Raw genomic sequence first — 24068 nt, forward strand, 5'->3', positions numbered from 1 at the left:
CCGATCAGGAAACCTCCATGGCATCGCTGAAGTCCTTTTCGCTTTTCGCAGCGCTCACCGACGAGCAGGACAAACGGTTTTCGAAGATGGCGCGAATCAGCGATTTCGGCGAGAACGAACTGGTGCTCGACTATGACGACGAGAGCCACAACGTCTTCCTGATCCAGTCCGGCCGGGTGCGGGTCATCCTGCGCATCGCGACCGGCCGCGAGGTGATCCTCGGCGAATTCTCGGACGGGGAGTTCTTCGGCGAACTGGCCGCCATCGACGGCACGACGCGCTCGGCGAATGTCACGGCGATGGTGAACACCCGCCTTCTGACGCTGCCCCGGTCGGCCTTCCTGTCGATCCTGCGCGAGGCGCCCGATGTCTCGCTGCAGCTGATGCGATCGATGTCGGCACTGATCCGTTCGCTCAACACGCGGCTTGCCGAACATTCCTTCCTGCCGGCGAAATACCGGCTCTATTCGGAACTGATCCGGTTGTCGAAGCCACGCAAGGGCCATGACAGCCAGCGCATCGTCACGCCGCCACCGATCCAGCTCGAGCTTGCCGAGCGCATCGGCTGCCGGCGCGAAGTCGTCTCCCGCGAGATCGCGAAAATGGAGCGCGAAAAGGTGGTCGAACGCTCGCGCGGCGGACTGATCCTGGCCGACATGGGCGAACTGAACCGCCGCCTGTCGGAAGGCTGGAACGCCGGCGGGGACTAGTTCTCTTTGCCCCGCCCTTAAGCTCCTCATTTCATTCGTCGCTGGCGGGAACTAGCCGACCGCCACCATCACGGCGCCGACGGCGATCAGCGCGACCCCGCCCCAGCCCATCGTCGACAGGCGCTCGCCGAGAAACAGCGCGCCGATGATCGCGACGAAGACGACGCTGAGCTTGTCGACGGGCGCGACCTGGCCCGCCTGGCCCAGTTGGAGGGCGCGGAAATAGCACAGCCAAGAGGCCCCCGTCGCGAGCCCGGACAGGACCAGGAACACGACCGTCCTGGTGGAGAGAACCGACAGGCTATGATATTCGCCCGTGAACCAGAGCAGCGTACCGAGCGCGACGACAACGACGATCGTGCGCAGGAAAGTGGCAAAGTTGGAATTGATGCCGCCGACGCCGATCTTGGCGAAGATCGCGGTCAGGGCGGCGAAGATCGCGGCAAGTAATGCCCAGAACTGCCACGAATTCGAATATCCATGCATCGGCGTCTCCCTTGCGCAGCCGGTTTGACCGGCCGCACAGTACCAAGGGAGCGCCGGGATAGTGGAAAAAATCCGCAGGAAAACGCAAAGGGCCAGCGCGCAATCGCACAGCAGTCGGTTCCTTGCGTGCCGTTTCAGGCCGCGGAGGATTGGGGCTCCGCACACGACAGCCCGCAAGGCGCGTGCAGGCGCTTACGGTCACCCGAGAAAATCTTCGTAACCGAACCGGATGTCATGGCGCGGAGCAGCGCGCTGTAGTTCGGCTGGAAAGCGATCTCGGAGCCGACGGCCACGCGGCTGCCGCCGGTGCCGCAGACAAGATGATCGCTGCTTGCGCCGAGCAATTCGATCCCTGCCGGCGGCGTAAGGCCGGCCGGATCGATATCCTGATGTCCGACCGCCAGGATCGCCCGCAGGACGTCGCCGCGATCCTCGCGGAACGCCGGTTTGCCGAATGCCGTCTGTGCGATTTCGCCCCAGGGCTGCGACGGTTTGGACTTCATTTCGATCACCTCGGCCACGAGAGTGAAGGCATCGACATACAGGCCGTCTATCGCACGGCGGTGAAGCGGCTCCTGTCCGAGCAAAATGGATTCCCCCAAACGAAGATCATTGATGCGGCCAATGTCCGGAGCGCCGAATGCCCAAAGCAGATTGCTCGAATTGCCGCCGGACACGATACCGGAACGAGGGCAGAAGGTTTCGGCGACGCCGTCCGCCAAACGGGACAGTTCGCCCATATTGCCGGCGTCCGGGGATACGCCGCTTTGGCAAGCCAGATTCGCGCCAATGCCCCTGAGGACGATATTCGGAAACCGGCGCGTCCGGCGCGCGATCTCCGCCAGGTCTCCCGGCATGATTCCTTCCCTCAGATCGCCCAGTTCCACCATCAGGACAACGCCATGCCGGCGTCCGGTCCTTCGGGCGGCGGTCGACAGCGCGCTGATGACATCGAGCTCCGTGTTGAAACTCACATCCGCGTGCGCCACTACCCGGTCGACCTGGCTGAGCATCGGCGAGCGGATAAGCGTGATCGGGACCGTCGCGTTCTCGCGGCGTATCGCCTCGATGTTTTCGATGCGCGAATCGCCGAGCGTGCCTATGCCCGCCGAGAGAAAAGCTTCGGCGATCCTGTAATCGCCCATGCATGCTTTCGTGACGCCGGTTACCGCAACGCCGCGCGCCCGGAGGCGCGCCGCGAGGACCGTCGCATTGTGGCGGATCTTATCGAGGTCGATCTCCAGCCTCGGCGCGATCATGCCGCCGCAGCGTTCAACTTTCCTGCCAGCTGCGGAAACGACGAGAGCACCATGTCGACAAGCAGTTCCTTCGGGCGCGCCAATGCATCGGTCACCGGAATGCCGAGCTGGTCGCGATAGGCCTCGATGGACACGCCGACTTCGGTGTCCGTCATGTTCTCGTGGTTGATCGTGAGACCGATGACCTTCGTGTCGGAAAACGCCTCTATCAGGCGAATCTCGGACATGGGCGTCGGCATCTTCATGTCGGAGAAATCGCATCGGTGCGACCGTCCCGGAGCGTGCTGCAGAATGACGCCGTCGGGAGCGCTGCCGCGCAGGATGAAAGCCGACGTGCAAAATGCCGGGTGGCTCAAGGCGCCCTGCCCTTCGATGATCACGACGTCGGGATTTTCGCCTTCGCAAGCATCGATCACGGTCGCTTCCAGTTCACCACAGCAGAATTGCGATGGCACCGCATCCAGCGCGACGCCATAACGCGACCCCTGGATCAACCCCGTCTGACCGGTCGTCACCATCACCGCCTTTACGCCGGCGCCGACAAGCGCGCGGGTCAGAATGGAGGCGGTAGTCCGCTTGCCGATTGCGCAATCGGTGCCGAGTACAGCGATACGAGGACAATCGAACCCGGCAATGCGACCGCTGAACAAGCGCAAATCATTCTTGGGCCGAGGCTTCCTGACATCGAGGATTTCCACATTCGATGCCTTGCAGGCCGCGGCGAATTCCGGATCCTCATTGAGAAACTCGTGGAGTCCATTGACGATATTCATGCCGCGGCCGATCGCTTCGAGCACGACCTTGCGTTCATGCTTCGACAACATGCCCGTTGCAGGAGCCATTCCGTAGATGAAGTAGTCCGGCAGGCTATCGCAGTGAGCAAGGGCATCTGCGAGGCCGCGGAAAACCGGAATCAGGTTCGGCTTGCCATCGAGGATTTCGCCGGCGTCGCGACCCGCCTTCTGGCTGTCGATGACCGCTATGATGTTGTATCGCTCCGAATGGCGCACCAGCCCGTTGGCTGTCTTGCCGTCAATGGCGCCGAGATTTCCCTCGCAATAGACGATGGCTGTCGGGTTTCGCTTCGCGCCAGCGCGCGTTCCGGCCGCCGGGGCAGTCGCGCGAGGCTTTTGCGCCAGTATTGGGCCAACGACATCCGGCGCTTTCGCCTGCGTTATGGTGGAAACACGGATCATGGAAACTCCTGGGTGGGGAACAACCGCCCGTCGCCGGATCGCATATACCATCCGGCGTTTCCGCGCATTTAAAGCAACGCGGGCGTGTTCTGTTGGGAATTATTCAATTGTTTGCGGATTGCCGAAGGCCGGCGATCCGAAGCGGCGTTGCCAGCCGCATCAACTCGTTTTCAGGAGAGCCAAACGCGCATTGCCCGTTACAGCAGAACGCTGAACAGGATCACGAATGCGCCCTTCGTCAACCAGGGACGTGACGGTCATCCGGGCAATCGGCGACCCGATTGCCCTGAAAGTCATTTTATCTCGCTGAGCAGGGACGCGCAGGCCCTTGCAACGCCGGCACTTGGCCCGTCGCTGCCGGGAAAGACCGCCCAACCGCCATCTTCGACAAATGCGGCCTGTTTGTAGGAACTGACCTTGTTGAAGTCTTCCAGGTTTTTCGACGCATCGGCGGAACGCTGGAACTTGTCCGCGCAAATCGGCGCAAGAACCGCAACGACCGCACTTTTGGAATCGTTCGCACTCTGCCTTTCCGCTGTGCTTCCAAGCACCCAGCCACCCCAGCCGAAGCCGATTGCAATGGCCGCGACAGCGCCAATGGCCGTGCCTTGCAGCAGTCGCGTCAGCGACTCTCCTTTAAACGCAGAAGGTATTTCCATAATATATCCCTTCGCCCGGCGTCTGCCGGGTTTTCAGAATTCATTGCTCTGCATTTCGCGGAGTCGAACGAATACAAATATTTTTCGAGAAGCGCACGCTTTGAACTGGCGTTTACGCTTTGTCTGAATTACAGAAACCAATACGAATGTCAAATTATTACAGATTGTTTCATTTCGTTATCTATCGGATTCTTTCATCCTTCGTGATCCAAATGCCGGCGAATGGTTTTTCGCGGAGATGGTGCAAGAAGACTCCAGGACCGCCTGCCGGCGAAGCGCTCACACCCCGCCCGCAGATGCGACGAGAGTCGGAGCATCGGTCTTGACCTCGGCTGTCATCGGGGCGGCATCGCGCAGTTCCGCATCGGCGAGCAGGTTGCCGACGGCATCGAGACGCCAGTCGATCGCGACCTTCTCGCCAGGAGCAAGGCCCGGAACCCCAATGCAATCTGCGACGGCTACCGGAAAGTCGACGAAACGCACCTGCATGTCCTTGTCCGCTTCGCAGGCTTCGACGGAAGCGTAATGCGGCGCGGGCTCGGGGATCTGGCGGCAGACCATCATCGCGTGGTCGCATCCGAGAATCAGCATGACGGCGGCAGTAATCGGTTCCATTGTCTCGCTCCTTGTCAGGATGAGAAACGGGTAACACCGCGCGAGGTTCCGTGACTGTGCATTGCGTCACATCTCTTTCCCGGCCTTCAGCTCGTCGCCGCCGGCCCCTGGCACTTCCGGTCGAACCTTCGGGCTGCACCCTCGCTTTTCGGCGACGGCTTGTATTCGTTGCAATATATGTTACCTTGGTAACATGATAACGGAGAACGTTATGGAAAAGACCCAGACCGGCGTCCGCATGGCGACACCGCTGCTCAAAGTCCTCAAGGGACTGGCGGAATACAAGGACATGAGCCTCGGCGATCTGCTCGAGGGCATCGTGCTGCATGCCTTCGAGGGGAAGGCGCCATTTTCCGAGGAGACGATCACGGTAATCGACAAGCTGCGCGATGTCTATGACTGCCGGCTGACGGCGGAGAATGCGCACAAGCTGCCCGACGACATAGAGACCGGACGATGAGAAGAGCGTATCGCCATGACATCGCCGTCGACCTGCCGATCGACGAGGCCTTCCCTCTGTTCACGCCGAAGGGCGAGGAGAACTGGGTGCCGGACTGGCAACCGGACTATTTCGCGCCGGAAAACGGCGAGACACAGAAGGACATGCTGTTTGCGACCGGAACCGGTGACGAACGCACCTGGTGGACCTGCCTGGCCTATGAACCGGAAGCCTGCCATGTGCGTTATCTGCGGCTGACGCCCGACAGCCGCGCAGCCTTCGTCGATGTAACGTGCCGCGCCCGTGACGCCCGTTCCACGCTGGTGACGGTCGGCTACGACATCCAGTCGCTCGGGCCGTCCGGCGAAACCTATATCGCGTCGATGACGGAAGAGGCCTTCGCAGAGATGATCGGCGCGTGGCCCTGTCTAATCGGAAGAATGGCCCGCGAGACGCCCCCGCCATCCAGCTAATCTGGATTAGTCCGCTAATCTCGATCAGTTATACTAATATAGATTAGTCTTGCTAATCTGGATCAGTCCACATCCTCAATCTCGACGCCCTCGCCGCCATGGACGCGGTGCGCGAGCGCTGCCTCCATGAACTCGTCGAGATCGCCGTCGAGAACGTCCCCAGGCGCGGATGATTCGACGCCGGTGCGCAGGTCCTTGACCAGCTGGTAGGGCTGCAGGACGTAGGAACGGATCTGGTGACCCCAGCCGATCTCCGTCTTGGTCGCCTCGGTGGCGCTGGCCTCGGCCTCGCGCCGCTTCAGCTCTTCCTCGTACAAGCGGGCGCGCAGCATGTCCCACGCCCTCGCCCGGTTCTTGTGCTGCGAGCGCTCGGCCTGGCACTGAACCACGATGCCGCTCGGGATGTGGGTGATGCGCACGGCCGAGTCCGTCGTATTGACGTGCTGGCCGCCGGCGCCCGAGGCGCGGTAGGTGTCGATGCGGCAATCACTCTCGGCAACCTCGATATCGATGGAATCGTCGATCACCGGATAAACCCAGGCGGACGCGAACGAGGTATGGCGGCGCGCATTGGAGTCGTAGGGCGAGATGCGCACCAGGCGGTGGACGCCCGATTCCGTCTTCATCCAGCCATAGGCGTTGTGGCCCTTGACCAGCAGCGTCGCCGATTTGATGCCCGCTTCCTCGCCGGCCTGGTATTCGACGACCTCGACCTTGAAGCCGCGGCGCTCGGCCCAGCGCGTGTACATGCGCAAAAGCATCGACGCCCAGTCCTGGCTCTCGGTGCCGCCGGCTCCGGAGTGGATTTCGATAAAGGTATCGTTGCCATCGGCCTCGCCGGAAAGCAGCGCCTCGACCGAGCGCTTATCAATCGCGCCCTGCAGGTCGCGAATCGCCTGTTCGGCCTCGGCAATGGTCTCCTGGTCGTCTTCTTCCTCGCCCATCGCGATCAGTTCGACGCTGTCTTCCAGCGTCTGATCGTAGGTGCGGATGGCCGTCACCATCTCTTCGAGGCGCTGGCGCTCCTGCATGAGCTTCTGCGCTTCGTCGGCATTGTTCCAGAGGTCGGGATCCTCGGCGCGGGAATTGAGGTAGTCGAGGCGTTTCAGTGACTGTTCCCAGTCAAAGATGCCTCCTCAGCAGGCTGATCGCCTGCTTGATGTCGTCGACGAGCGTCGCGGTTTCGGCGCGCATTCTCTTGTCCTTCGGATTCGCGTGAAACGGTGTACCGGCGCCGGGTTTTAGGCACCCGGCACGGCCGTGTAAAGGGTGCAGGTCAGAACAGGCCGGACGATCCACTCTGGATGGCTTCCTGGGCGCGCGGCGAGATCTTGCGCTGCTCTTCCATCTGGACCGCGACCGTCTCCAGACCGATGACCTGATAGGAATCCGCCGGGCCGGTGCCGGGCTTGAAGGCCTCGAGAATGGTATCCTCGCCGCCGGTGGCGCGCATGCCGGTCTTGCGGTCGATCTCGACCACGGTCATCCCGGCAGGAAGACGGAAATCGGCGATCGGCTGGTCCTTCAACGCCGCGCTCATGAACTCCTTGAACACCGGCGCGGCGAGATGGCCGCCGGTCGCGCCGCGGCCCATCGGCGTCGGCTTGTCGAAGCCGATATAGACGCCGGTCACCATGTTCGGGGTAAAGCCGACGAACCAGGCGTCCTTTTCCTCGTTGGTCGTGCCCGTCTTGCCGGCGAGCGGACGGCCCATGTCGCGCAGCAACGTCGCCGTGCCGCGCTGAACCACGCCTTCCATCATCGAGGTGATCTGGTAGGCGGTCATCGGATCGAGGACCTGTTCGCGTTTGTCGATCAGTTGCGGTTCGTCCTGGCCATGCCAATCCGACGCATTACAACCCTCGCAAACGCGCTGGTCATGCTTGTAGATCGTGCGGCCGTAGCGGTCCTGGATACGGTCGATGAAGGACGGCTCGATCGAGCGGCCGCCATTGGCGATCACCGCGTAGGCGGAGACCAGACGCAACGCGGTGGTCTCGCCCGAGCCGAGCGCCATGGCGAGGTAGGGCGGCAAATGATCATAGATGCCGAAACGCTCGGCATATTCGGCGACCAGCTGCATGCCCATGTCCTTGGCGAGGCGCACGGTCATCAGGTTGCGCGAGCGCTCGATGCCGAGGCGCAGCGTCGACGGACCTGCATGGGTGCCGCCGTAGTTCTTCGGCTCCCAGACCTGGCCGCCCGAGACGAGCTGGATCGGCGCGTCGAGCACCACCGAGGCCGGCGTGTAACCATTGTCGAGCGCGGCGGCGTAGACGAAAGGCTTAAAGGCGGATCCGGGCTGGCGATAGGCCTGCGTGGCACGGTTGAACTGCGATTCCGAATAGGAAAACCCACCGACCATGGCGAGCACGCGGCCGGTGTTCGGGTCCATCGAGATCAGCGCGCCCGAGACTTTCGGCACCTGCTGAAGTTCGTAGCCGTCGTCTTTCTTCTCGACGTAAACGACGTCGCCGACATGAAGCACGTCGCCGATGCCGCTGGCCTTCTTCCTGTTGCCATCGATGTTCGTGGTCTTGATCCAGTCGAGGCCCGAAGCGGCAAGCTCGATCGTCTCGCGTTCCGGCGCGACGTCGCCGGAAGCCTTGCGGTCGGGGCGCAGGCCGAGCTTCGCGCTCTCCTCGCCGACAGAAAGAACCACGGCAAGGTTCCATTCCGGAACATCGCTCAGACGGTCGACCTTCGCGAGCGGGGCGCCCCAGTCTCCCGACGTGTCAATCGTCGCGACCGGCCCGCGATAGCCGTCATGCTCGCGATCGTATTTGATCAGCCCGTCCTGCAGCGCCTTGCGGGCAAGCACCTGAAGGTGCGGATCGAGCGTGGAACGCACGGACAGCCCACCCTCATAGAGGGCGTCTTCGCCATAGCGTTCTATGATCTCCTTGCGCACTTCCTCGGTGAAATATTCCGAGGCGAATACGTGGTTGGCGGTGCGGCGGAAATGGACGCCAAGCGGCTCGCTCTTGGCGACCTGCGCCTCCTCCTCGGTGACGTAGCCGTTCTCGGTCATCCGGTCGATGATCCAGTTGCGGCGCGCGATCGCCGCCTCCGTGTCGTTATAGGGATCGTAGTTCGACGGTGCCTTGGGCAACGCGGCGAGATAAGCGGCTTCTTGGAGGTTCAACTCGTTGACTGACTTGCCGAAATAGGTCAGCGCGGCGCCGGCGATGCCATAGGCGCCGGACCCGAAGAATATCTCGTTGAGGTAGAGTTCGAGGATGCGGTCCTTGGAATAGGCCTGCTCGATGCGGAAGGACAGCACGGCTTCGCGGATCTTGCGGTCGACGGTGCGCTCGTTGCTCAGCAGGAAGTTCTTGGCGACCTGCTGGGTGATCGTCGACGCGCCGACCATGCGCTTGCCGCTTCCCGAAACGTAAGTCTCGGCGTTGGTGACGACGGCGCGCGCCAAGGCGAGAAAATCCACACCCGAATGGGAGTAGAAGTTCTTGTCCTCGGCCGAAATGAAGGCTGCCTTTACGCGATCGGGAACCGCCTGGATCGGAATGTAGAGACGGCGCTGTTTGGCGAATTCGCCCATCAGCTCGCCATCGGCGGAATGGATACGCGTCATCACCGGAGGCTCGTAGCGGGCGAGCACCTCGTAATCGGGCAAATCCTTGGTCACATTGCCGACATAGATAATCACGCCGGCAGCCACCAGCAGGAACGCAACCGTTCCGATTCCGAAGAAATATCCAATCAACCGAAGCATATCGTCTCTTTCATCTGCGCTACGGCGCCTTGCGCGGAAAAACTACAAGAGTCGCCACACAGTTGTAACCAGCCATCGTACCGAAATTGGACGGCACCGTGGCACCGGTTCAAATATGGCGTGTCCTTTCGGCAACAAGGACGCGCAAACCGAAGTCGAAGATCGCGTTAATCCGATGAGGACTTCGCCGCAAGCCGCCTCGAGGACAGGGCGGCAAACTTTTCGATGGCATCGACCAGCCTGTCGGCGACGCCGCGACGCCACTCGTTCTCGTTCATCAGCTTTTCGTCGTCCTTGTTGGACAAATAGCCGAGCTCGATCAGGACGGAGGGAACGTCGGGTGCCTTCAGCACGCGGAAGCCGGCATAGCGATGCGGATTCTTGATGAGGCGCGCAAAGCCCTTCATGTCTGAGATCGCGAGGCGCGCGAACTGCACCGAAAAGCCGAGCGTCTCGCGGCGCGCCAGGTCGACAAGGATATCGGACACGTCGCTCTCGTCCGCCGGCAATTCCACACCGGCAACGGAATCGGCAAGATTCTCGTTCGCCGCAACCGTTGCGGCGACCTGGTCCGACGCCTTTTCGGAGATCGTATAGACCGTCGCGCCCCGAACGCCGTGCTGACGCAGAAAATCGGCATGGATGGAAATGAAGAGGTCGGCCTCGTGCTGGCGCGCGAATCCGGTCCGGTCGGCCAGCGCGACGAACACATCGTCGTCGCGGGTCATGAAGACCTGCGCCTCGGTCTCGCGGGTCAATGCGTCGCGAAGCGTCTTCGCGAATGCCAGCGTCACATCCTTCTCGAGCGTGCCGCCGACCCCCTTGGCACCGTCGTCGATGCCGCCGTGGCCGGGATCGATGATGATGGTGAAGGGCCTGTCCTTTTCGCGGGTCGCGCCGAGGCGATCGCGTTTCTGCGCTGTGTTGACGACGGCGCTGGTCGTAAGCGACCGGTCGAGCGCCTTCTCGAACGCCTCCTGGCCGGTGACCTCGAGATCGATGACCAGATTGTAGCGGCCGCTTTCCCCCTCGGCGCGCGTCGCCATCTTGCGGATTCGAAACGGGTGGCGCGCCTGGAAGATGATGCGCGAATGGTTGCCGCCCATATCGCCGTAACGCAGGCCGGAAATCAGCCCCTTGTCGCCGACCACGTCGTCGCTGAAACCGTATCCGATCTTGTTGAAATCGAGCACCAGGCGCCAGGGCTTGTCGAGCAGTTGGTGGGAAACGTCGATCGGACGGTCGAATTCGACGACGATACGTGTGACCGAATCATCTCCCGCGATACGCATGTCGAGCGCCACCGGCGCAGGCGCGGCGAACGCCGCAAGCGGCGACAGGACAATCATTATCACGGTCAGAAGCAGTCCCGCCTGGCGCATCAGTCCCCTTCCGCAAGTCCCTTCCGTCGATCAAAGCATGTCGGCTTTCCAGTCGAACAACAACCGTGCCACCGCTGCAATCGTACCGGTTCGATTATGCCATCATGGTTAACCGGTTCTTTACCGCGCCGACCGATGTCAAGCAATTACGGGAATCGGTCGATATCGCCTCGAAATTAAATCGCTTGCAGCGCCGGAACCAAAATTCTAAATTGACAATGCAGAGGAGCGTCAATCCGCACCCTGTCAGTTTCGAAGGTTTCGCCTGCCAGTTTGGTTGTAAGCTGGCGGCAGTATCCACCGGGCTCCATGAATGCGAGCCCAGCTCTTGAACAAGAGCAAATTGAGCCGGCTTCCGTTGGGGAGCCCTAATGTAGTCGTTTTGTTGGCCTTTTCATGGTGTATTTATCGACCAGACCAAACGCAGAGACGCGGCAGAGGCTAGACACTCCCGTTTCTGACGTAGCGTCATGCGCGCTAGCAAAACTTTCAATAAGCAGCAGAACTCGGTCCGCAATGCGTCGGACGAAGCGCACCCGGTTGCAACCTCCGGATGAATGCGCGGCTGCCGGAACAAGAATCAATGTCAAACAAAATGCTCATCGATGCCTCCCACCGGGAGGAAACCCGCGTCGTTGTCGTCAAAGGTAGCCGTCTCGAAGATTTCGATTTCGAATCCGAACACAAGAAGCAGATCCGCGGCAATATTTACCTGGCGAAGGTAACGCGGGTCGAACCCTCCCTGCAGGCAGCGTTCGTGGACTATGGCGGCAATCGCCATGGTTTCCTCGCCTTCTCGGAAATCCATCCCGACTACTACCAGATCCCGCTCGCCGACCGCCAGGCGCTGCTCGCCGAAGAGGCGCGCTTCGCCGAAGAGGAGGAAGAGGAAGAGCAGGAAGCAAGCGATAACCGCAAATCGCGGCGCCGCCGCGGCGGACGCAAGAGCCGGGGGACCAAGCGCGAGACAAGATCCGATGCGCGGTCCGCGGCCCCGGACGCCGAACCGGTCGCGATGGACGACATCCTGGCCGCCTGGGAGGCCCGCGAAACCGTCGAGACCGAAGCCGAAGACGGCGCGGACGACGAGACAACGCCGGAAACGATGGCCGCACGCGCGGCGGACGACGGCAATGTGATCTCCGAAGCGCCCTTCGGCGAGGACGGCGAAGAGAACGAGGAAAACGGGGACGAAACCGGTGAAACCGACTCGGACGATGGCGACGACGAGGATGGCGGTTCCCGCCGCCGGCGCGGTCGCGGTCGTCGTCGCGGCCGGCCCAGCCGCGGGCGCGGCGCCAATGACGACGACGAAAACGATGACGACGACGATTCCGACGACGACGACGAGATCGACACGGTCGGCAGCGATGACGCGATGGAGGAGGCGCGGCCCCGCCAGCGCGTGCAGCGCCGCCAGTACAAGATCCAGGAAGTCATCAAGCGCCGCCAGATCATCCTCGTGCAGGTGGTCAAGGAAGAACGCGGCAACAAGGGCGCCGCGCTGACGACCTATCTTTCGCTTGCCGGACGCTATTCGGTGCTGATGCCGAACACGGCACGCGGCGGCGGGATTTCGCGCAAGATCACCCAGGCGACCGACCGCAAACGGCTCAAGGAAGTCGTCAGGGAACTGCAAGTGCCGCAGGGCATGGGCGTGATCCTGCGGACGGCCGGTGCCAACCGCACCAAGCCCGAGATCAAGCGCGACTATGAATATCTTATGCGCATGTGGGACAGCGTGCGCGACCTGACGCTCGCCTCCACGGCGCCGGCCCTCGTCTACGAGGAAGGCAGCCTGATCAAGCGCTCGATCCGCGACCTCTACAACAAGGATATCGACGAGATCCTCGTCGCCGGCGAGGATGGCTACCGCGAGGCGAAAGACTTCATGCGGATGCTGATGCCGAGCCACGCCAAGATGGTTCAGCCGTGGCGCGAGTCGCAGCCGATTTTCGCCAAGACCGGTATGGAGGCGCAGCTCGACGGCCTGCTCCAGCCGAGCGTCCGGCTGAAATCCGGCGGCTACATCATCATCAACCAGACCGAGGCGCTCGTCGCCATCGACGTCAACTCCGGCAAGTCGACGCGCGAGCATTCGATCGAGGACACCGCGCTGCAGACGAATCTCGAGGCAGCGGAAGAAGTGGCGCGGCAGTTGCGCCTGCGCGACCTCGCAGGCCTGATCGTGATCGACTTCATCGACATGGAGGAGAACCGCAACAACCGTGCGGTGGAGAAGAAACTCAAGGATTGCCTCAAAAACGACCGCGCCCGTATTCAGGTCGGCCGGATTTCGCATTTCGGCCTTCTGGAGATGTCACGGCAGCGCATGCGTTCCAGCGTGCTCGAAAGCACCATGCAGACGTGCCCGCAATGCGGCGGCACCGGTCATGTGCGCTCGCAGCAATCGGTCGCGCTGCATGTCATCCGCTCGCTCGAGGACTTCCTGATGCGCAACGGCCAGCACCATGTCACGGTGCGCACCTCGGCCGACACGGCGCTCTACATCCTCAACCACAAGCGCGACACGCTCACCGACATGGAAAGCCGGTTCGGCCTGCACATCGCGGTGCTCGCCGATCCCGACATCGGCACGGAGCTGTTCGCCATCGACAAGGGTGAAGTGTCCGACCTGCCGCGCGTCCAGCCTGTCCGGCCGGATTACGGCGACCTTGACGAGGACGAGGACATCGAGATCGTCGAGGAAGAGGAAGTATCGGAAGACACCGCGGAAGCCCGGAGCGAGGACGAAGACGAGGACGACGGCCGCAACAAGAAGCGCCGCCGCCGCCGCCGCCGTGGCGGCAAGGGCCGCGAAGACGACGAGACGGATGTCGAGGCACAGTCCGAACCGGACAGTGACGAGGAACGCGGCGAAGACCGCGGCGACCGTGGCAAGAAACGCCGGCGCTCGCGCGGCCGGCGTGGCGGTCGCGACCGGCGGCCGTTCCGCACCCCGGCGGCAGAGCCCGTCGGCCCGCTCGCCGACATGATCGCCGCCGAGGAGGAAGCCGCCAGGCTTGCCGCCGAACAGCAGCGGGCCGAGGCCGAGGCCGAAGCGCAAGACGTGACGGAAGTGCCTGAGGTGGAGGTCATGGCGGAACCCGAGCCGGCGCCCGAAGCCGAACCGGAGGCCATGCCGGCCGAGCCCGAGCCGGTCGCCGTGGAAGCGCCGACCGCGCCGAAAGAGGCTGCCGTCGCCAACGACAATGCGGTCGAGACGCCGGAAGACGAGGAAGAAAAACCTTCACGCCGCCGCGCGACGGCCGAAACGCTCAATCTCGACGTCGAACCGGTGGTGACCTCCGAGGGCGATGCGAAAGAGAAGCCCAAGCGCACCGGCTGGTGGTCTCGCAAGGGTTTCTTCTAGGACGATAAAAGGCGGGTTGATCCCGCCTTTTTCATTTCCGGGAGGCACCGACATGGTGACATGGATCGTCCTTTTACGCGGGATCAATATCGGCGGCCACCATATCGTGCCGATGAAGAGATTGCGTGAACTTCTTGAAAATGCGGGACTTTCCCATGTTCAGACTTACATCCAGAGCGGCAATTGCGTATTCCGTTCCGAGATTGAGGACCGGGACCGCATCGGCAAGACCGTTTCCGGCCTGATCGAGGGCGAGTTCGGTTTCCGTCCGACGGCCTTCGTGCTGACACCGGACGAACTGGAGGCCGCGATCACCAGCAATCCGTTCCCGGCGGACAATCCGAAATTTGTGCATCTGCAGTTTCTCGCCGAACCGCCCGCCAAGGCCGATTTCGACGGATTGCGCGCCGTCGCCCAGCCCGGCGAGGACTTCGCGCTGACCGGCGACGTGCTCTATCTCTACCTGCCGCATGGCGCCGGCCGCTCGCCCGTCGCCCAGAAACTCGGCCAGTTCGTCAAGGCCGACATGACCGGTCGCAACATCGCTTCCGTGATGAAGATCGCCGAATTGGCGCGCGGTCTGACAGGCTAGCGGGCGAGCCATTTCCCCATGCGGTCGAGCGCGCGCGCGACGGTGTCGGTCGAACCGGCATAGGAAAACCGCATGAAGCGCGGACCGTTGACCGGATCGAAATCGAGGCCGGGCGCGGTGGCGACATGGATTTCCGACAGCATGCGTTTGGCGAAATCCATCGAGTCGTTCGTATGGGCGCTGACGTCGCACCAGGCGTAGAACGCGCCGTCCGGCGGCGCGGCGAAGGAAATGCCCATCGCCGGCAGGCGCTCGAGCAACAGTTCGCGGTTGGCGCGGTAGCCGTCCTTGATCGCTTCCAGTTCGCCGGTGCATTCGAAGGCCTTCGGTGCGGCGATTTGCGACAGGTCCGGCGCGGAGATGTAAAGGCTCTGGGCGAGACGCTCGACCTGGCGCACCATATCCTCGGGCAGCACCATCCAGCCGATCCGCCAGCCGGTCATGCAATAGTATTTGGAAAAGGAATTGATGACGATGACGTCGTTGGAATGCGACAGCGCGGTGCGGTCGTCACCGGTGTAACGCAGGCCGTGATAGATCTCGTCGGAGATGAAAGCGATGTCTTCGTCGCCGCAGAAATCCATCAACGCGGCCAGATGATGCCGGTCGGTGACTGCGCCGGTCGGATTGGCGGGGCTGGCGATCAGCAGCGTGTCGATGCGTTTTTGCCGGTGCGCCTTTTCCAAGGCCTCGACAGTCAGCATGTGATCTTCTGCCGGGTCGGTCTCGATCTCGACGGCCTCAAGCGACAAGGCCTTGATAATGTTGCGATAGGCCGGATAGCCGGGCGCTGTGATCGCGACACGGCCGCCGGGATCGGTAACGGCGAGAAAGGCCAGCGAAAACCCCGCCGACGACCCGGTGGTGACGGCAATGCGGCCGACCGGCACGTCGGCACCGTAACGGCTGGCATAGTGCGCCGCGATGGCGCGGCGCGTCTCCATGCGCCCGAGCGCGTCAGTGTAGCCGAGTTTCTCGACGCGCAACGCCGCCGCCGCGGCATCGAGCACGCCCTGCGGCGCGGAAGCCGAGGGCTGGCCGACCGCCAACGACAAGACGTCATGGCCGGCGCTCGACAGCGCATTCGCCTCGCGCAGCACGTCCATGGCATGGAAAGGCTCCACCGCGCCGCGGGCCGACAATATGGTCATCAGGCATTCCCCTTGGTGCAGTCCCGCATTCACGTTCGGGTGTGCGGGCCTTGTTTTTGCTATGATTGACGGGCAAATCGCGTTAGCCCACTTGGCTGTGTGGGCTGTAAAAGCACAGACAACGGAGATTTGCCAATTGGCTAGACGTCTAGCGACGTGGATTACCGCAGGCGCAGTTCTTTTCAGCGCGGCATTTCCCGTGCATGCCCAGCAATCCAGGCTTCCGATCGTGCGCGATGCGGAAATAGAGAAGCTGTTGAGCGACTATGCGACGCCGCTGCTCAAGGCTGCCGGATTGCAAAGCCGCCACACCGAGGTCGTGCTCGTCAACTCGCCATCCTTCAACGCCTTCGTTTCGGGGCGCAAGATCTTCGTCAACACCGGCACGATCATCGAATCGGACACGCCGAACGAGGTGATCGGTGTCCTGGCGCATGAAATCGGGCATCTTGCCGGAGGGCACCAGCAGCGTCTGCGCCAGCAGCTTGACCGGGCACAGACGATCTCGGTCGTCACTGCCCTGCTCGGCATGTCCGCGGCTATCGCCGGCGGCGCCACCGGCAACCGGGCGGCCGCCCACGCCGGCACGGGGCTGGCGATCGGCGGCGCCGAAGCCGCCAAACGCGGCCTGTTGACCTATCAGCGCAGCGAGGAGCTGACGGCCGACCGCTCGGCCGTCAGCTACCTGAACAAGACACACCAGTCGCCGAAGGGGCTGTTGACGACCTTCGAGCATCTGCAGCGCTCGATCGCGCTGATCAGCGACCGAATCGATCCCTACCGGGTCAGCCATCCGATGCCGCGCGACCGCATTTCCGCGCTTGAGGACATCGCGAAGAAAAGCCCGTATTTCAACAAGACCGATTCCGCCAAACTGCAGGAACGCCACGACATGGCGCGCGCAAAGATCCTCGCCTATACGGGCGGGCCGTCGGCGGTGGAAAGCTTTGCCAGGAAGACCAAGAGCCCGCGCGCCGCGCAGTATGGACGCGCGATTGCGACATTCCTCTACGGATCGCCGCGCCAGGCGCTGCCGATGATCGACAAGCTGATCGCCGGCGATCGCTCCAATCCCTATTTCTACGAAATAAAGGGCGAGATCGAGTTGAAGGCGCAGGACGCCAAGGGCGCCGTCGCCGCGTTCAGCCAGGCCGTGAAATACGAAAAGGACGGCTCGGGGCTGATCCAGAGTTCGCTCGGCCATGCACTGGTGCTGGAAGGCGATCCGCAGAGCCTGCGGCGCGCGGTCGGCGAACTGGAAGTCTCGCTGTCGATCGACCCGGTCAATCCGGCCGCCTACCAGCACCTCGCCATGGCCTACGGACGGCTCGGCGATATCGGTAACGCGGATCTGGCCACGGCGGAAGAAAATTTTCATTCCGGCCGGTATAGGGATGCAAAGGCTTTTGCCGCGCGCGCCAAACGCCGTTTCAAGAAGGATTCGCCGGAGTGGCTCCGTGCGGACGACATTCAACGTTTTCAAATCCCGCGGTCTCGCTGACCCACAAGTTTCGAAAGGTCCGTATATGACATTCAGTCTTCGCAAGTTCCTCCTGACATCAGCGGTCGCGGCTACCGTCGTGTTGCCGGCCGCCGCCGGCCCGGCCGCCGCGTTCGATGCGGCGCAGCGCAAGGAGATCGAGTCGATCGTCCGCGACTACCTGCTCGCCAATCCCGAAGTGATGCTGGAAGTGCAGGACGCGCTCGAAGCCAAGCAGACCGCCGCGCAGCGCGATCAGCAGAAGGATGCGATTACCGCGCAGAGCACGAAGATCTTCGACAACGCGACCGATCCGGTTCTCGGCAATCCCGACGGCACCGCCACGGTGGTCGAGTTCTTCGACTACAATTGCGGCTACTGCCGGCGCGCGCTCAGCGACATGGTTTCGATGATGGAGAACGACAGCGAGTTGAAATTCGTGCTGAAGGAATTCCCGATCCTCGGCCCGGATTCGGTCGCCGCGCATCGCGTGGCGTTCGCCTTCAACGATCTCTATCCGGACAAATACACCGCCTTCCACCTGCGCCTGCTCGGGTTCGACGGACGCGCCGATGAGGATGTCGCAATACGCATCGCGAAGGAACTCGGCGCCGACGAGGACGCGCTGCGCGCGAAGATGGCCGATGCCAGCGTCACGCAGCGGATCCAGGCGACCTACAAGCTCGCCAACGACCTCGGCATCAACGGCACGCCCGCCTATGTGATCGGCGACGAAGTGATCTCCGGCGCCCTCGGAGAGGACGTCCTGACCACCAAGGTCGCCAATGTGCGCGCCTGCGGTTCGACTGTCTGCTAGGCGACGCAAAGCGGTTCAGGGTTTTTCGCGTGCAAAATCATGTGCGCATGACGGGTTTTGGCGGGCAAAAGGGGGCAAACCCCTTGCCCGCGGCTCCCGCAAGCACTACCCATCCGCGAACGGCAATTCGCGACAACAACGAATGACGGCGAACCGCGCGATGGCACAAAGCATCCTGATCCTCAACGGCCCGAATCTGAACCTGCTCGGCAGGCGCGAACCGGCGACCTACGGATCACAGACGCTGGGCGACGTGGTTGCGGCCTGCGAAAGCCTCGGCAAGGAACTCGGCTTCGAGGTCTCGGCTTTCCAGTCGAACCACGAGGGCGAACTCGTCGACCGGCTGCAGCAGGCCGGCATCGATGGCACGGGCGTGGTGTTCAATCCGGGCGCCTATTCGCACACTTCGGTGGCGTTGCGCGACGCGATCGCGGGATCGGGAGCGGTGGTTGTGGAGATTCATATCTCCAACATCCATTCTCGCGAACATTTCCGCCATCGCTCATACGTCACCCCGGTGGCGAAGGGCATGATCTGCGGTCTCGGCACCGAGGGCTATTTGCTTGCGATGCGCGCACTGGCCGTTCATATGAGAAACGACGGATAAGAGATATTCGAGGGCAACATGGCTGAACGCAAGCCGGCGATTGACACGGGGCTGGTCAAAGACCTCGCCGCCATTCTGACGGAAACCGACCTCACCGAAATCGAGATCGAGCAGGGCGATTTGCGCATTCGCGTATCGCGCGAAATGCCGGCGCCAGCCTATGTCCAGGCGGCTCCGGTCCCGCAGGCCGCGGCGGCAGCGCCGCAGCCGGCCGCAGCCCACCAGGCACCGCAGGGCGAGGCCGCACCGGCACGCTCCGGCCATGAAGTGCCCTCGCCGATGGTAGGAACCGCCTATCTTTCGCCCGCGCCGGGCGCCGCTCCGTTCGTCGAAGTCGGCCAGACGGTCAAGGAAGGCCAGACCTTGCTGATCATCGAGGCGATGAAGACGATGAACCAGATCCCGGCGACGCGCGCCGGCACGATCACGGAGATCCTCGTCACTGATTCCGAGCCCGTCGAATACGGCCAGCCGCTCGTGGTCATCGCGTAAGGCGGGCGGCATGTTCAACAAGGTTCTCATCGCCAATCGCGGAGAAATCGCACTGCGTGTGCTGCGCGCCTGCAAGGAGCTCGGCATTCCGACGGTCGCGGTGCATTCCACCGCCGACGAAACGGCGATGCATGTGCGCCTCGCAGACGAAAGCGTTTGCATCGGCCCGCCGCCGTCGCGCGACAGCTACCTGAACATCCACCAGATCGTCGCCGCCTGCGAAATCACGGGCGCGGACGCCGTTCATCCGGGCTACGGATTCCTGTCGGAAAACGCCAAGTTCGCGGAGATCCTGGAAGCCCACAACATTACCTTCATCGGCCCGACCGCCGAGCATATCTCGATGATGGGCGACAAGATCGAGGCAAAGCGCACCGCCGCGCGTCTCGGCATTCCGGTCGTGCCCGGCTCCGAAGGCGGCGTGACGGACGAGGACGAGGCAAAGAAGATCGCCGCGGACATCGGCTATCCGGTCATCATCAAGGCGACCGCCGGCGGCGGCGGACGCGGCATGAAGGTCGCGCGTTCGGAAGACGATCTCGTCGTCGCGCTGCAGACAGCGCGCTCGGAGGCGGGCGCCGCCTTCGGCAACGATGCGGTCTATATCGAGAAGTTCCTTGGCAAGCCGCGCCATATCGAGGTGCAGGTGGTCGGCGACGGCGCCGGTGCGGGCATCCATCTCGGCGAGCGCGACTGCTCGCTGCAGCGCCGGCACCAGAAGGTGTGGGAAGAAGCCAACTCGCCCGCGCTCAACGCGACACAACGCAAGGAAATCGGTGAGATCTGCGCCAACGCGATCGCCGAAATGGGCTACCGCGGCGCCGGCACGATCGAGTTCCTTTACGAGAATGGCGAGTTTTTCTTCATCGAGATGAACACCCGCCTGCAGGTCGAGCATCCGGTGACGGAAGCGATCACCGGCATCGACCTCGTGCACGAGCAGTTGCGCGTCGCGTCGGGCGCCGGCCTGTCGGTGCGCCAGAGCGAGATCACTTTCGAGGGTCACGCCATCGAGTGCCGCATCAACGCCGAAGACCCGAATACCTTCGTGCCCTCGCCCGGAACCATCACGCATTATCATACGCCGGGCGGCCTCGGCGTTCGCGTCGATTCCGGCGTCTATGCGGGCTACAAGATCCCGCCCTATTACGACAGCCTGATCGGCAAGCTGATCGTGCACGGGCGCAATCGCGTGGAATGCATGATGCGGCTCAGGCGCTGCCTCGACGAATTCGTCGTCGACGGCATCAAGTCGACGCTGCCGCTTTTCCAGGATCTGGTGCAGAACCACGACATCGCCAATGGCGACTACGACATCCACTGGCTCGAAAAATATCTCGCGGCCAAGAACGCCGACTGACGGTATCGCCGGAACCAATCCCGGAGGCGGCCGCGCGCACGGCAGGAATGCCAGCCGATGACACGTGACGGAAACGAAGTGAAACGGCGCGCCCTGACACCGCAGATCCTGTTGCGCGCCTATGCGGCGGGCATCTTTCCGATGGCCGACGACGCCAATGATCCGGAGATCTTCTGGGTCCAGCCGGAAATGCGCGGCGTCATCCCGCTCGACGCGTTTCACGTTCCCAAAAGCCTCGCCAAGAGGGTGCGCCAGGCGCCCTACGACATCCGCTTCAACACCGCCTTTCGCGCCGTGATCGCCGCCTGCGCGGAAACGACGGAGACGCGCGAGCGCACCTGGATCAACTGGCCGATCCGCGAACTCTATTGCCAGTTGCACGAAATGGGGCACGCGCATTCGGTGGAGGCCTGGGAGGACGACCAACTCGTCGGTGGGCTTTACGGCGTCAGCCTGGGGCGCGCGTTTTTCGGCGAAAGCATGTTTTCGCGCAAGACCGACGCGTCGAAGATCTGCCTCGTGCATCTTGTCGAACGGCTGAAGGAGCGCGGTTTCATCCTGCTGGACACGCAGTTCACGACCGACCACCTGAAGCGGTTCGGCGCCATCGACGTGCCCCACGAGGAATACGAGGACATGCTGGCCGAAGCGCTGATCGGCGAAGCGAAGTTCGGTTGAGTGCGAAGGCGGCTTACTTGTCGGCGGGCTGCTTGCCGGCCGACTGCTCGTCCGGCGGCGGGACGTCGGAGTTCTGCTTGCAGCCTTTCAGCCAGACGTCATAGACCGGATGCTCCACGGCGTTCAGGCCGGGGCTGTCGGCGTACATCCAGCCGGTAAAGATGCGCCGGATCTTGCGGTCGAGGGTGATTTCGTCGACCTCGACAAAGGAATCAGACCCCGGCGCCTCGTTGTCGGTGCGTGAATAGCACACGCGCGGCGTCACCTGCAGCGCGCCGAACTGCACCGTCTCGTTGATATAGACGTCGAAGGTGATGGTGCGGCCGGTGATCTTGTCGATGCCGGAGAACTGCGCCACCGGATTTTCCGACCGCTCGGCCAAGGCCGGCGCCGCGGCAACCGTGGCCGCGAACACGCCGAGAGCCGCCATAGACTTGAGAAAACCGGGCATTGTCGTCCTGTGCAATTTACGGTTCCGCCGAATGACCGGAATCACTAATGCATAGTTGTGGCAGAAGCGCGGTCGCGATGCGACCTGCCGCAGAAAGTCCGCCTATTCGCCGGGCGTCCATGCGTCGTAGTCGCCGGTGACGACCGGACGGCTTTCCGGCGTGTACATGGAGCCATGCGGACGGTAAGCGCCAGAGGTGCCGGTCTTGTTCGGCTTATGCGGCTTCTGCCACTCGCGCGGCTTGTAATCTTCCTTCGACGGCGGCGTGTCGGTGCGATGGTGCATCCAACCGTGCCAGCCCGGTGGAATCGAGGTCGCCTCGGCATAGCCGTTGTAGATCACCCAGCGGCGCGTGCGCCCTTCGGCGTCCTTGCCGCCCTGGTAATAGACATTGCCGAATTCGTCCTCGCCGACGTGTTCGCCCTTGCGCCATGTGTGGAAGCGCGTTCCGAGCGTCTGGCCGTTCCACCAGGTGAAGAACTGAATGAGGAAGTCTTTCATCGTGTCATGTCCGGCGCGGTTTCGTCGCTTCCCCGCTTATGGCGCTGCGAAAGGGCGAATGCAAGCCGATGCGGCGCGCAAATCAGCGCAATTTCATCTTGAAGCCGGCATGCGACTTCACGAAGCCGAGCCGTTCGTAGAATCGATGCGCGCCGGTGCGCACCGCGTTCGACATCAGATCGACCAGGCCGACGCCCTCGGCGCGCCCGAGTTCGACGCAATGACGCATCAGCGCCTCGCCATACCCCCTGCCGCGCATGTCGCCGCGCACCTGCACGGCCTCGATCGTCATCTTGGTGGAGCCGCGTCCGGTAAGCGTGGTGATGAAGGTTATCTGCGCGGTGCCGACGACGGCGCCGTCGGCCTCGATCACCAGAAGCCGGTTGTCCGGGCTTTCCTCGATGCGGCGAAAGGCGGCGAGATAGGCCGGCAGAAAAGCGGGATCGGCCGTGTCGCCGTGGCCGCCCTTGTCGTCGGCGGCGAAGATCGCCGCAAGCGCGGGTATGTCGGCCTCGACCGCATCGCGGATGACCGGATTGTCGTCGGATTGCAGCAAGCGCGTTCCTAACCGATGCTCATCGCCAAAGTCCGGCTGATCTCCTTCATCGACCGCCCGGATTCCTTGGCCCAGCCGTTGAAGGCGGCCTGCACGGACTTCATCGCCGCTTTCGAGGTCGGTTCCTTGTCGACCACGCCCTCGGCGATCAGCCTGGCGGCGACGTCGCGCGACAGGACATAGCTGTCCGCGCCCATGAAGCGGAGGAAATACTGGCCCGTATTGCCGCCAAGGCGCGAACCGCGCTTCTTCAGGAGATCGAGAAGTCCGGCATAGTCCTCCGCCGGCCAGTTGGCGACGAAACCGCCGACGGACCCGTGTTCGGCGGCGAGTTCGCGGAAGAAGACCGCATTTTCCTGCACCGACCGGATCTTGGTGCCGTGGCGCACGATGCGGCTGTCGGAGGACAGGCGGGCAATGTCGTCGTCGTTCAGCATGGCGCAACGGCCGAGATCGAAACCCTCAAAGGCCTGCTCGAAGCCCGGCCACATGGCCTCGACGACCTTCCAGTTGAAACCGGCGTTGAAGATGCATTTCGCCGCGCAGGCAAGCCAGCGGTCGTCGGGAATCGCGGCCAGATCGGATGCCTGCAACGGCGGCTCCAGCAATGCTTCGAGCGCATCCGCGCCGCCCTTGCGATCCGCCGCGATGGCGAAAATCTCCTCAAACGAGCGCATCGTCACCGACTTCCTCGATCGTCACCTTGGGCGGCCAGAACGCGACATGGCCACGCAACTGCTCCGACCACTCGAATGGGCGGTCATAGGTCCAGGCGATCTCCTCGCCGTTCAGGCTGAAATAGGAGGCATCTCCCTTGAGCGGACAATGGGTGCTCTTGTCCTGCAGCGGCTCGAGCGGAGCGATAACGTCATCGAGCGGTATGTAGAGCACCGGATCGTAGACGTCCCTGCCGGTCTCGAGGACACGCAACGCCTGCGTCGTTTCGGCAATTGTCATTCCGCCCTTTCGGATTCGCACCGTCGCCTTGACCGGCTTGATGCGCATGAAGTGGGCGTCGTTGTCCGGGTTATGGATGGTCAGGCGCGTCATTTCTTCTT

General features: G+C 62.7%; 25 protein-coding genes. 11 read left to right on the forward strand and 14 right to left on the reverse strand.

What is annotated here, in order from left to right; genetic code table 11:
* Positions 1-17 precede the first annotated feature (17 nt).
* The gene (locus tag IG169_RS21910) at positions 18-710 is read left to right on the forward strand and encodes a Crp/Fnr family transcriptional regulator (RefSeq protein ID WP_193178382.1); all 693 of its coding nucleotides are present in this window, start codon (positions 18-20) and stop codon (positions 708-710) included.
* Between the two features lie 51 nt (positions 711-761).
* Here IG169_RS21910 and IG169_RS21915 read toward each other — a convergent pair whose 3' ends face one another.
* The 5 genes from IG169_RS21915 to IG169_RS21935 form a co-directional block, all read right to left on the reverse strand.
* Positions 762-1196, reverse strand: a complete 435-nt coding sequence (locus IG169_RS21915) for an EamA family transporter (RefSeq protein WP_193178383.1) — start codon at positions 1194-1196, stop codon at positions 762-764.
* A 134-nt stretch (positions 1197-1330) separates the two neighbouring features.
* Entirely contained in the window at positions 1331-2455 is a 1125-nt protein-coding gene (locus IG169_RS21920) for an alanine/ornithine racemase family PLP-dependent enzyme (RefSeq protein ID WP_193178384.1), read from the reverse strand.
* Positions 2452-3651, reverse strand: a complete 1200-nt coding sequence (locus IG169_RS21925; RefSeq protein WP_193178385.1) for an N-acetyltransferase DgcN family protein — start codon at positions 3649-3651, stop codon at positions 2452-2454. Before IG169_RS21925 ends, IG169_RS21920 begins: the two co-directional genes overlap by 4 nt.
* Positions 3652-3944: 293 nt before the next feature.
* Entirely contained in the window at positions 3945-4310 is a 366-nt protein-coding gene (locus IG169_RS21930) for a hypothetical protein (RefSeq protein ID WP_246717502.1), read from the reverse strand.
* A 279-nt stretch (positions 4311-4589) separates the two neighbouring features.
* Entirely contained in the window at positions 4590-4925 is a 336-nt protein-coding gene (locus tag IG169_RS21935; RefSeq protein WP_193178386.1) for a hypothetical protein, read from the reverse strand.
* A 211-nt stretch (positions 4926-5136) separates the two neighbouring features.
* Between IG169_RS21935 and IG169_RS21940 the strand changes: the two genes are divergently transcribed.
* Together IG169_RS21940 and IG169_RS21945 are read left to right on the forward strand one after the other, a co-directional pair.
* A complete protein-coding gene (locus tag IG169_RS21940; RefSeq protein ID WP_246717503.1) occupies positions 5137-5385 on the forward strand; it encodes a hypothetical protein in 249 nt (82 codons plus the stop codon).
* Positions 5382-5837 carry an SRPBCC family protein gene (locus IG169_RS21945; RefSeq protein ID WP_193178388.1) on the forward strand — a complete coding sequence of 152 codons (456 nt, stop codon included), beginning with the start codon at positions 5382-5384 and terminating at the stop codon, positions 5835-5837. Before IG169_RS21940 ends, IG169_RS21945 begins: the two co-directional genes overlap by 4 nt.
* A 62-nt stretch (positions 5838-5899) precedes the next feature.
* On the opposite strand, the gene prfB is transcribed toward IG169_RS21945, so the two are convergent.
* From prfB to IG169_RS21960, 3 genes are all read right to left on the reverse strand, one after another.
* Positions 5900-7031, reverse strand: a protein-coding gene (gene prfB, locus IG169_RS21950; RefSeq protein WP_193178389.1) for a peptide chain release factor 2 whose coding sequence is annotated in 2 segments (ribosomal slippage) — positions 5900-6961 and positions 6963-7031 — 1131 coding nt in all. Because the reading frame shifts where the segments join, the coding sequence is not laid out codon by codon here.
* An 82-nt stretch (positions 7032-7113) separates the two neighbouring features.
* Positions 7114-9570: a penicillin-binding protein 1A gene (locus tag IG169_RS21955; RefSeq protein WP_193178390.1), complete on the reverse strand. Its 2457-nt coding sequence runs from the start codon at positions 9568-9570 to the stop codon at positions 7114-7116.
* Between the two features lie 167 nt (positions 9571-9737).
* A complete protein-coding gene (locus IG169_RS21960) occupies positions 9738-10952 on the reverse strand; it encodes an N-acetylmuramoyl-L-alanine amidase (RefSeq protein ID WP_193178391.1) in 1215 nt (404 codons plus the stop codon).
* A gap of 583 nt (positions 10953-11535) precedes the next feature.
* On the opposite strand from IG169_RS21960, the gene IG169_RS21965 reads away from it, so the two are divergent.
* Complete coding sequence (locus IG169_RS21965) at positions 11536-14325, forward strand: Rne/Rng family ribonuclease (RefSeq protein ID WP_193178392.1); 2790 nt, start codon at positions 11536-11538, stop codon at positions 14323-14325.
* A gap of 52 nt (positions 14326-14377) precedes the next feature.
* Positions 14378-14917: a DUF1697 domain-containing protein gene (locus IG169_RS21970; RefSeq protein ID WP_193178393.1), complete on the forward strand. Its 540-nt coding sequence runs from the start codon at positions 14378-14380 to the stop codon at positions 14915-14917.
* Here IG169_RS21970 and IG169_RS21975 read toward each other — a convergent pair.
* Entirely contained in the window at positions 14914-16068 is a 1155-nt protein-coding gene (locus IG169_RS21975; RefSeq protein ID WP_193178394.1) for a pyridoxal phosphate-dependent aminotransferase, read from the reverse strand. The genes IG169_RS21970 and IG169_RS21975 overlap by 4 nt on opposite strands.
* 61 nt (positions 16069-16129) lie before the next feature.
* Here IG169_RS21975 and IG169_RS21980 point away from each other — a divergent pair, with 61 nt between their 5' ends.
* From IG169_RS21980 to aat, 6 genes are all read left to right on the forward strand, one after another.
* Positions 16130-17569: a M48 family metalloprotease gene (locus tag IG169_RS21980; RefSeq protein WP_210326137.1), complete on the forward strand. Its 1440-nt coding sequence runs from the start codon at positions 16130-16132 to the stop codon at positions 17567-17569.
* A gap of 25 nt (positions 17570-17594) precedes the next feature.
* Positions 17595-18365, forward strand: coding sequence for a DsbA family protein (locus tag IG169_RS21985; protein WP_193178395.1), 771 nt, complete (start codon positions 17595-17597; stop codon positions 18363-18365).
* Positions 18366-18525: 160 nt separating this feature from the next.
* Positions 18526-18972, forward strand: coding sequence for a type II 3-dehydroquinate dehydratase (aroQ, locus tag IG169_RS21990; protein WP_193178396.1), 447 nt, complete (start codon positions 18526-18528; stop codon positions 18970-18972).
* A gap of 18 nt (positions 18973-18990) precedes the next feature.
* Positions 18991-19464: an acetyl-CoA carboxylase biotin carboxyl carrier protein gene (gene accB / locus IG169_RS21995; protein ID WP_193178397.1), complete on the forward strand. Its 474-nt coding sequence runs from the start codon at positions 18991-18993 to the stop codon at positions 19462-19464.
* Between the two features lie 10 nt (positions 19465-19474).
* A complete protein-coding gene (accC, locus tag IG169_RS22000) occupies positions 19475-20824 on the forward strand; it encodes an acetyl-CoA carboxylase biotin carboxylase subunit (RefSeq protein ID WP_193178398.1) in 1350 nt (449 codons plus the stop codon).
* Between the two features lie 57 nt (positions 20825-20881).
* Positions 20882-21502: a leucyl/phenylalanyl-tRNA--protein transferase gene (gene aat, locus IG169_RS22005; protein ID WP_193178399.1), complete on the forward strand. Its 621-nt coding sequence runs from the start codon at positions 20882-20884 to the stop codon at positions 21500-21502.
* A gap of 13 nt (positions 21503-21515) precedes the next feature.
* On the opposite strand, the gene IG169_RS22010 is transcribed toward aat, so the two are convergent.
* The 5 genes from IG169_RS22010 to IG169_RS22030 all read right to left on the reverse strand — a co-directional run bounded on the left by IG169_RS22010 (position 21516) and on the right by IG169_RS22030 (position 24060).
* Positions 21516-21932, reverse strand: coding sequence for a DUF2155 domain-containing protein (locus IG169_RS22010; protein ID WP_428982279.1), 417 nt, complete (start codon positions 21930-21932; stop codon positions 21516-21518).
* Between the two features lie 123 nt (positions 21933-22055).
* A complete protein-coding gene (locus IG169_RS22015) occupies positions 22056-22454 on the reverse strand; it encodes an NADH:ubiquinone oxidoreductase subunit NDUFA12 (RefSeq protein WP_193178401.1) in 399 nt (132 codons plus the stop codon).
* Positions 22455-22536: 82 nt separating this feature from the next.
* Positions 22537-23010: a GNAT family N-acetyltransferase gene (locus IG169_RS22020; protein ID WP_193178402.1), complete on the reverse strand. Its 474-nt coding sequence runs from the start codon at positions 23008-23010 to the stop codon at positions 22537-22539.
* Positions 23011-23018: 8 nt separating this feature from the next.
* On the reverse strand, positions 23019-23687 hold the full coding sequence (locus IG169_RS22025; RefSeq protein ID WP_193178403.1) for a DNA-3-methyladenine glycosylase I: 669 nt from the start codon (positions 23685-23687) through the stop codon (positions 23019-23021).
* Positions 23674-24060, reverse strand: a complete 387-nt coding sequence (locus tag IG169_RS22030; RefSeq protein WP_193178404.1) for a DUF427 domain-containing protein — start codon at positions 24058-24060, stop codon at positions 23674-23676. Before IG169_RS22030 ends, IG169_RS22025 begins: the two co-directional genes overlap by 14 nt.
* Positions 24061-24068 lie beyond the last annotated feature (8 nt).

It is taken from the genome of Oricola nitratireducens, assembly GCF_014904745.1.
GTDB lineage: Bacteria > Pseudomonadota > Alphaproteobacteria > Rhizobiales > Rhizobiaceae > Oricola > Oricola nitratireducens.

Excerpts from the sequence above, each read along its gene's own strand:
- IG169_RS21920 (WP_193178384.1), bottom strand. The coding sequence starts at position 2,455 with ATGATCGCGCCGAGGCTGGAGATCGACCTCGATAAGATCCGCCACAAT.
- IG169_RS22015 (WP_193178401.1), bottom strand. The coding sequence starts at position 22,454 with ATGAAAGACTTCCTCATTCAGTTCTTCACCTGGTGGAACGGCCAGACG.
- aroQ (WP_193178396.1), top strand. The coding sequence starts at position 18,526 with ATGGCACAAAGCATCCTGATCCTCAACGGCCCGAATCTGAACCTGCTC.
- IG169_RS21940 (WP_246717503.1), top strand. The coding sequence starts at position 5,137 with ATGGAAAAGACCCAGACCGGCGTCCGCATGGCGACACCGCTGCTCAAA.
- IG169_RS21965 (WP_193178392.1), top strand. The coding sequence starts at position 11,536 with ATGTCAAACAAAATGCTCATCGATGCCTCCCACCGGGAGGAAACCCGC.
- IG169_RS21960 (WP_193178391.1), bottom strand. The coding sequence starts at position 10,952 with ATGCGCCAGGCGGGACTGCTTCTGACCGTGATAATGATTGTCCTGTCG.
- IG169_RS22025 (WP_193178403.1), bottom strand. The coding sequence starts at position 23,687 with ATGCGCTCGTTTGAGGAGATTTTCGCCATCGCGGCGGATCGCAAGGGC.
- IG169_RS21955 (WP_193178390.1), bottom strand. The coding sequence starts at position 9,570 with ATGCTTCGGTTGATTGGATATTTCTTCGGAATCGGAACGGTTGCGTTC.
- accB (WP_193178397.1), top strand. The coding sequence starts at position 18,991 with ATGGCTGAACGCAAGCCGGCGATTGACACGGGGCTGGTCAAAGACCTC.
- IG169_RS21970 (WP_193178393.1), top strand. The coding sequence starts at position 14,378 with ATGGTGACATGGATCGTCCTTTTACGCGGGATCAATATCGGCGGCCAC.
- IG169_RS21925 (WP_193178385.1), bottom strand. The coding sequence starts at position 3,651 with ATGATCCGTGTTTCCACCATAACGCAGGCGAAAGCGCCGGATGTCGTT.
- accC (WP_193178398.1), top strand. The coding sequence starts at position 19,475 with ATGTTCAACAAGGTTCTCATCGCCAATCGCGGAGAAATCGCACTGCGT.
- IG169_RS21935 (WP_193178386.1), bottom strand. The coding sequence starts at position 4,925 with ATGGAACCGATTACTGCCGCCGTCATGCTGATTCTCGGATGCGACCAC.
- IG169_RS21980 (WP_210326137.1), top strand. The coding sequence starts at position 16,130 with ATGATTGACGGGCAAATCGCGTTAGCCCACTTGGCTGTGTGGGCTGTA.
- IG169_RS22030 (WP_193178404.1), bottom strand. The coding sequence starts at position 24,060 with ATGACGCGCCTGACCATCCATAACCCGGACAACGACGCCCACTTCATG.
- aat (WP_193178399.1), top strand. The coding sequence starts at position 20,882 with ATGACACGTGACGGAAACGAAGTGAAACGGCGCGCCCTGACACCGCAG.
- IG169_RS21985 (WP_193178395.1), top strand. The coding sequence starts at position 17,595 with ATGACATTCAGTCTTCGCAAGTTCCTCCTGACATCAGCGGTCGCGGCT.
- IG169_RS21910 (WP_193178382.1), top strand. The coding sequence starts at position 18 with ATGGCATCGCTGAAGTCCTTTTCGCTTTTCGCAGCGCTCACCGACGAG.
- IG169_RS22010 (WP_428982279.1), bottom strand. The coding sequence starts at position 21,932 with ATGGCGGCTCTCGGCGTGTTCGCGGCCACGGTTGCCGCGGCGCCGGCC.
- IG169_RS21945 (WP_193178388.1), top strand. The coding sequence starts at position 5,382 with ATGAGAAGAGCGTATCGCCATGACATCGCCGTCGACCTGCCGATCGAC.
- IG169_RS21930 (WP_246717502.1), bottom strand. The coding sequence starts at position 4,310 with ATGGAAATACCTTCTGCGTTTAAAGGAGAGTCGCTGACGCGACTGCTG.
- IG169_RS21975 (WP_193178394.1), bottom strand. The coding sequence starts at position 16,068 with ATGACCATATTGTCGGCCCGCGGCGCGGTGGAGCCTTTCCATGCCATG.
- IG169_RS21915 (WP_193178383.1), bottom strand. The coding sequence starts at position 1,196 with ATGCATGGATATTCGAATTCGTGGCAGTTCTGGGCATTACTTGCCGCG.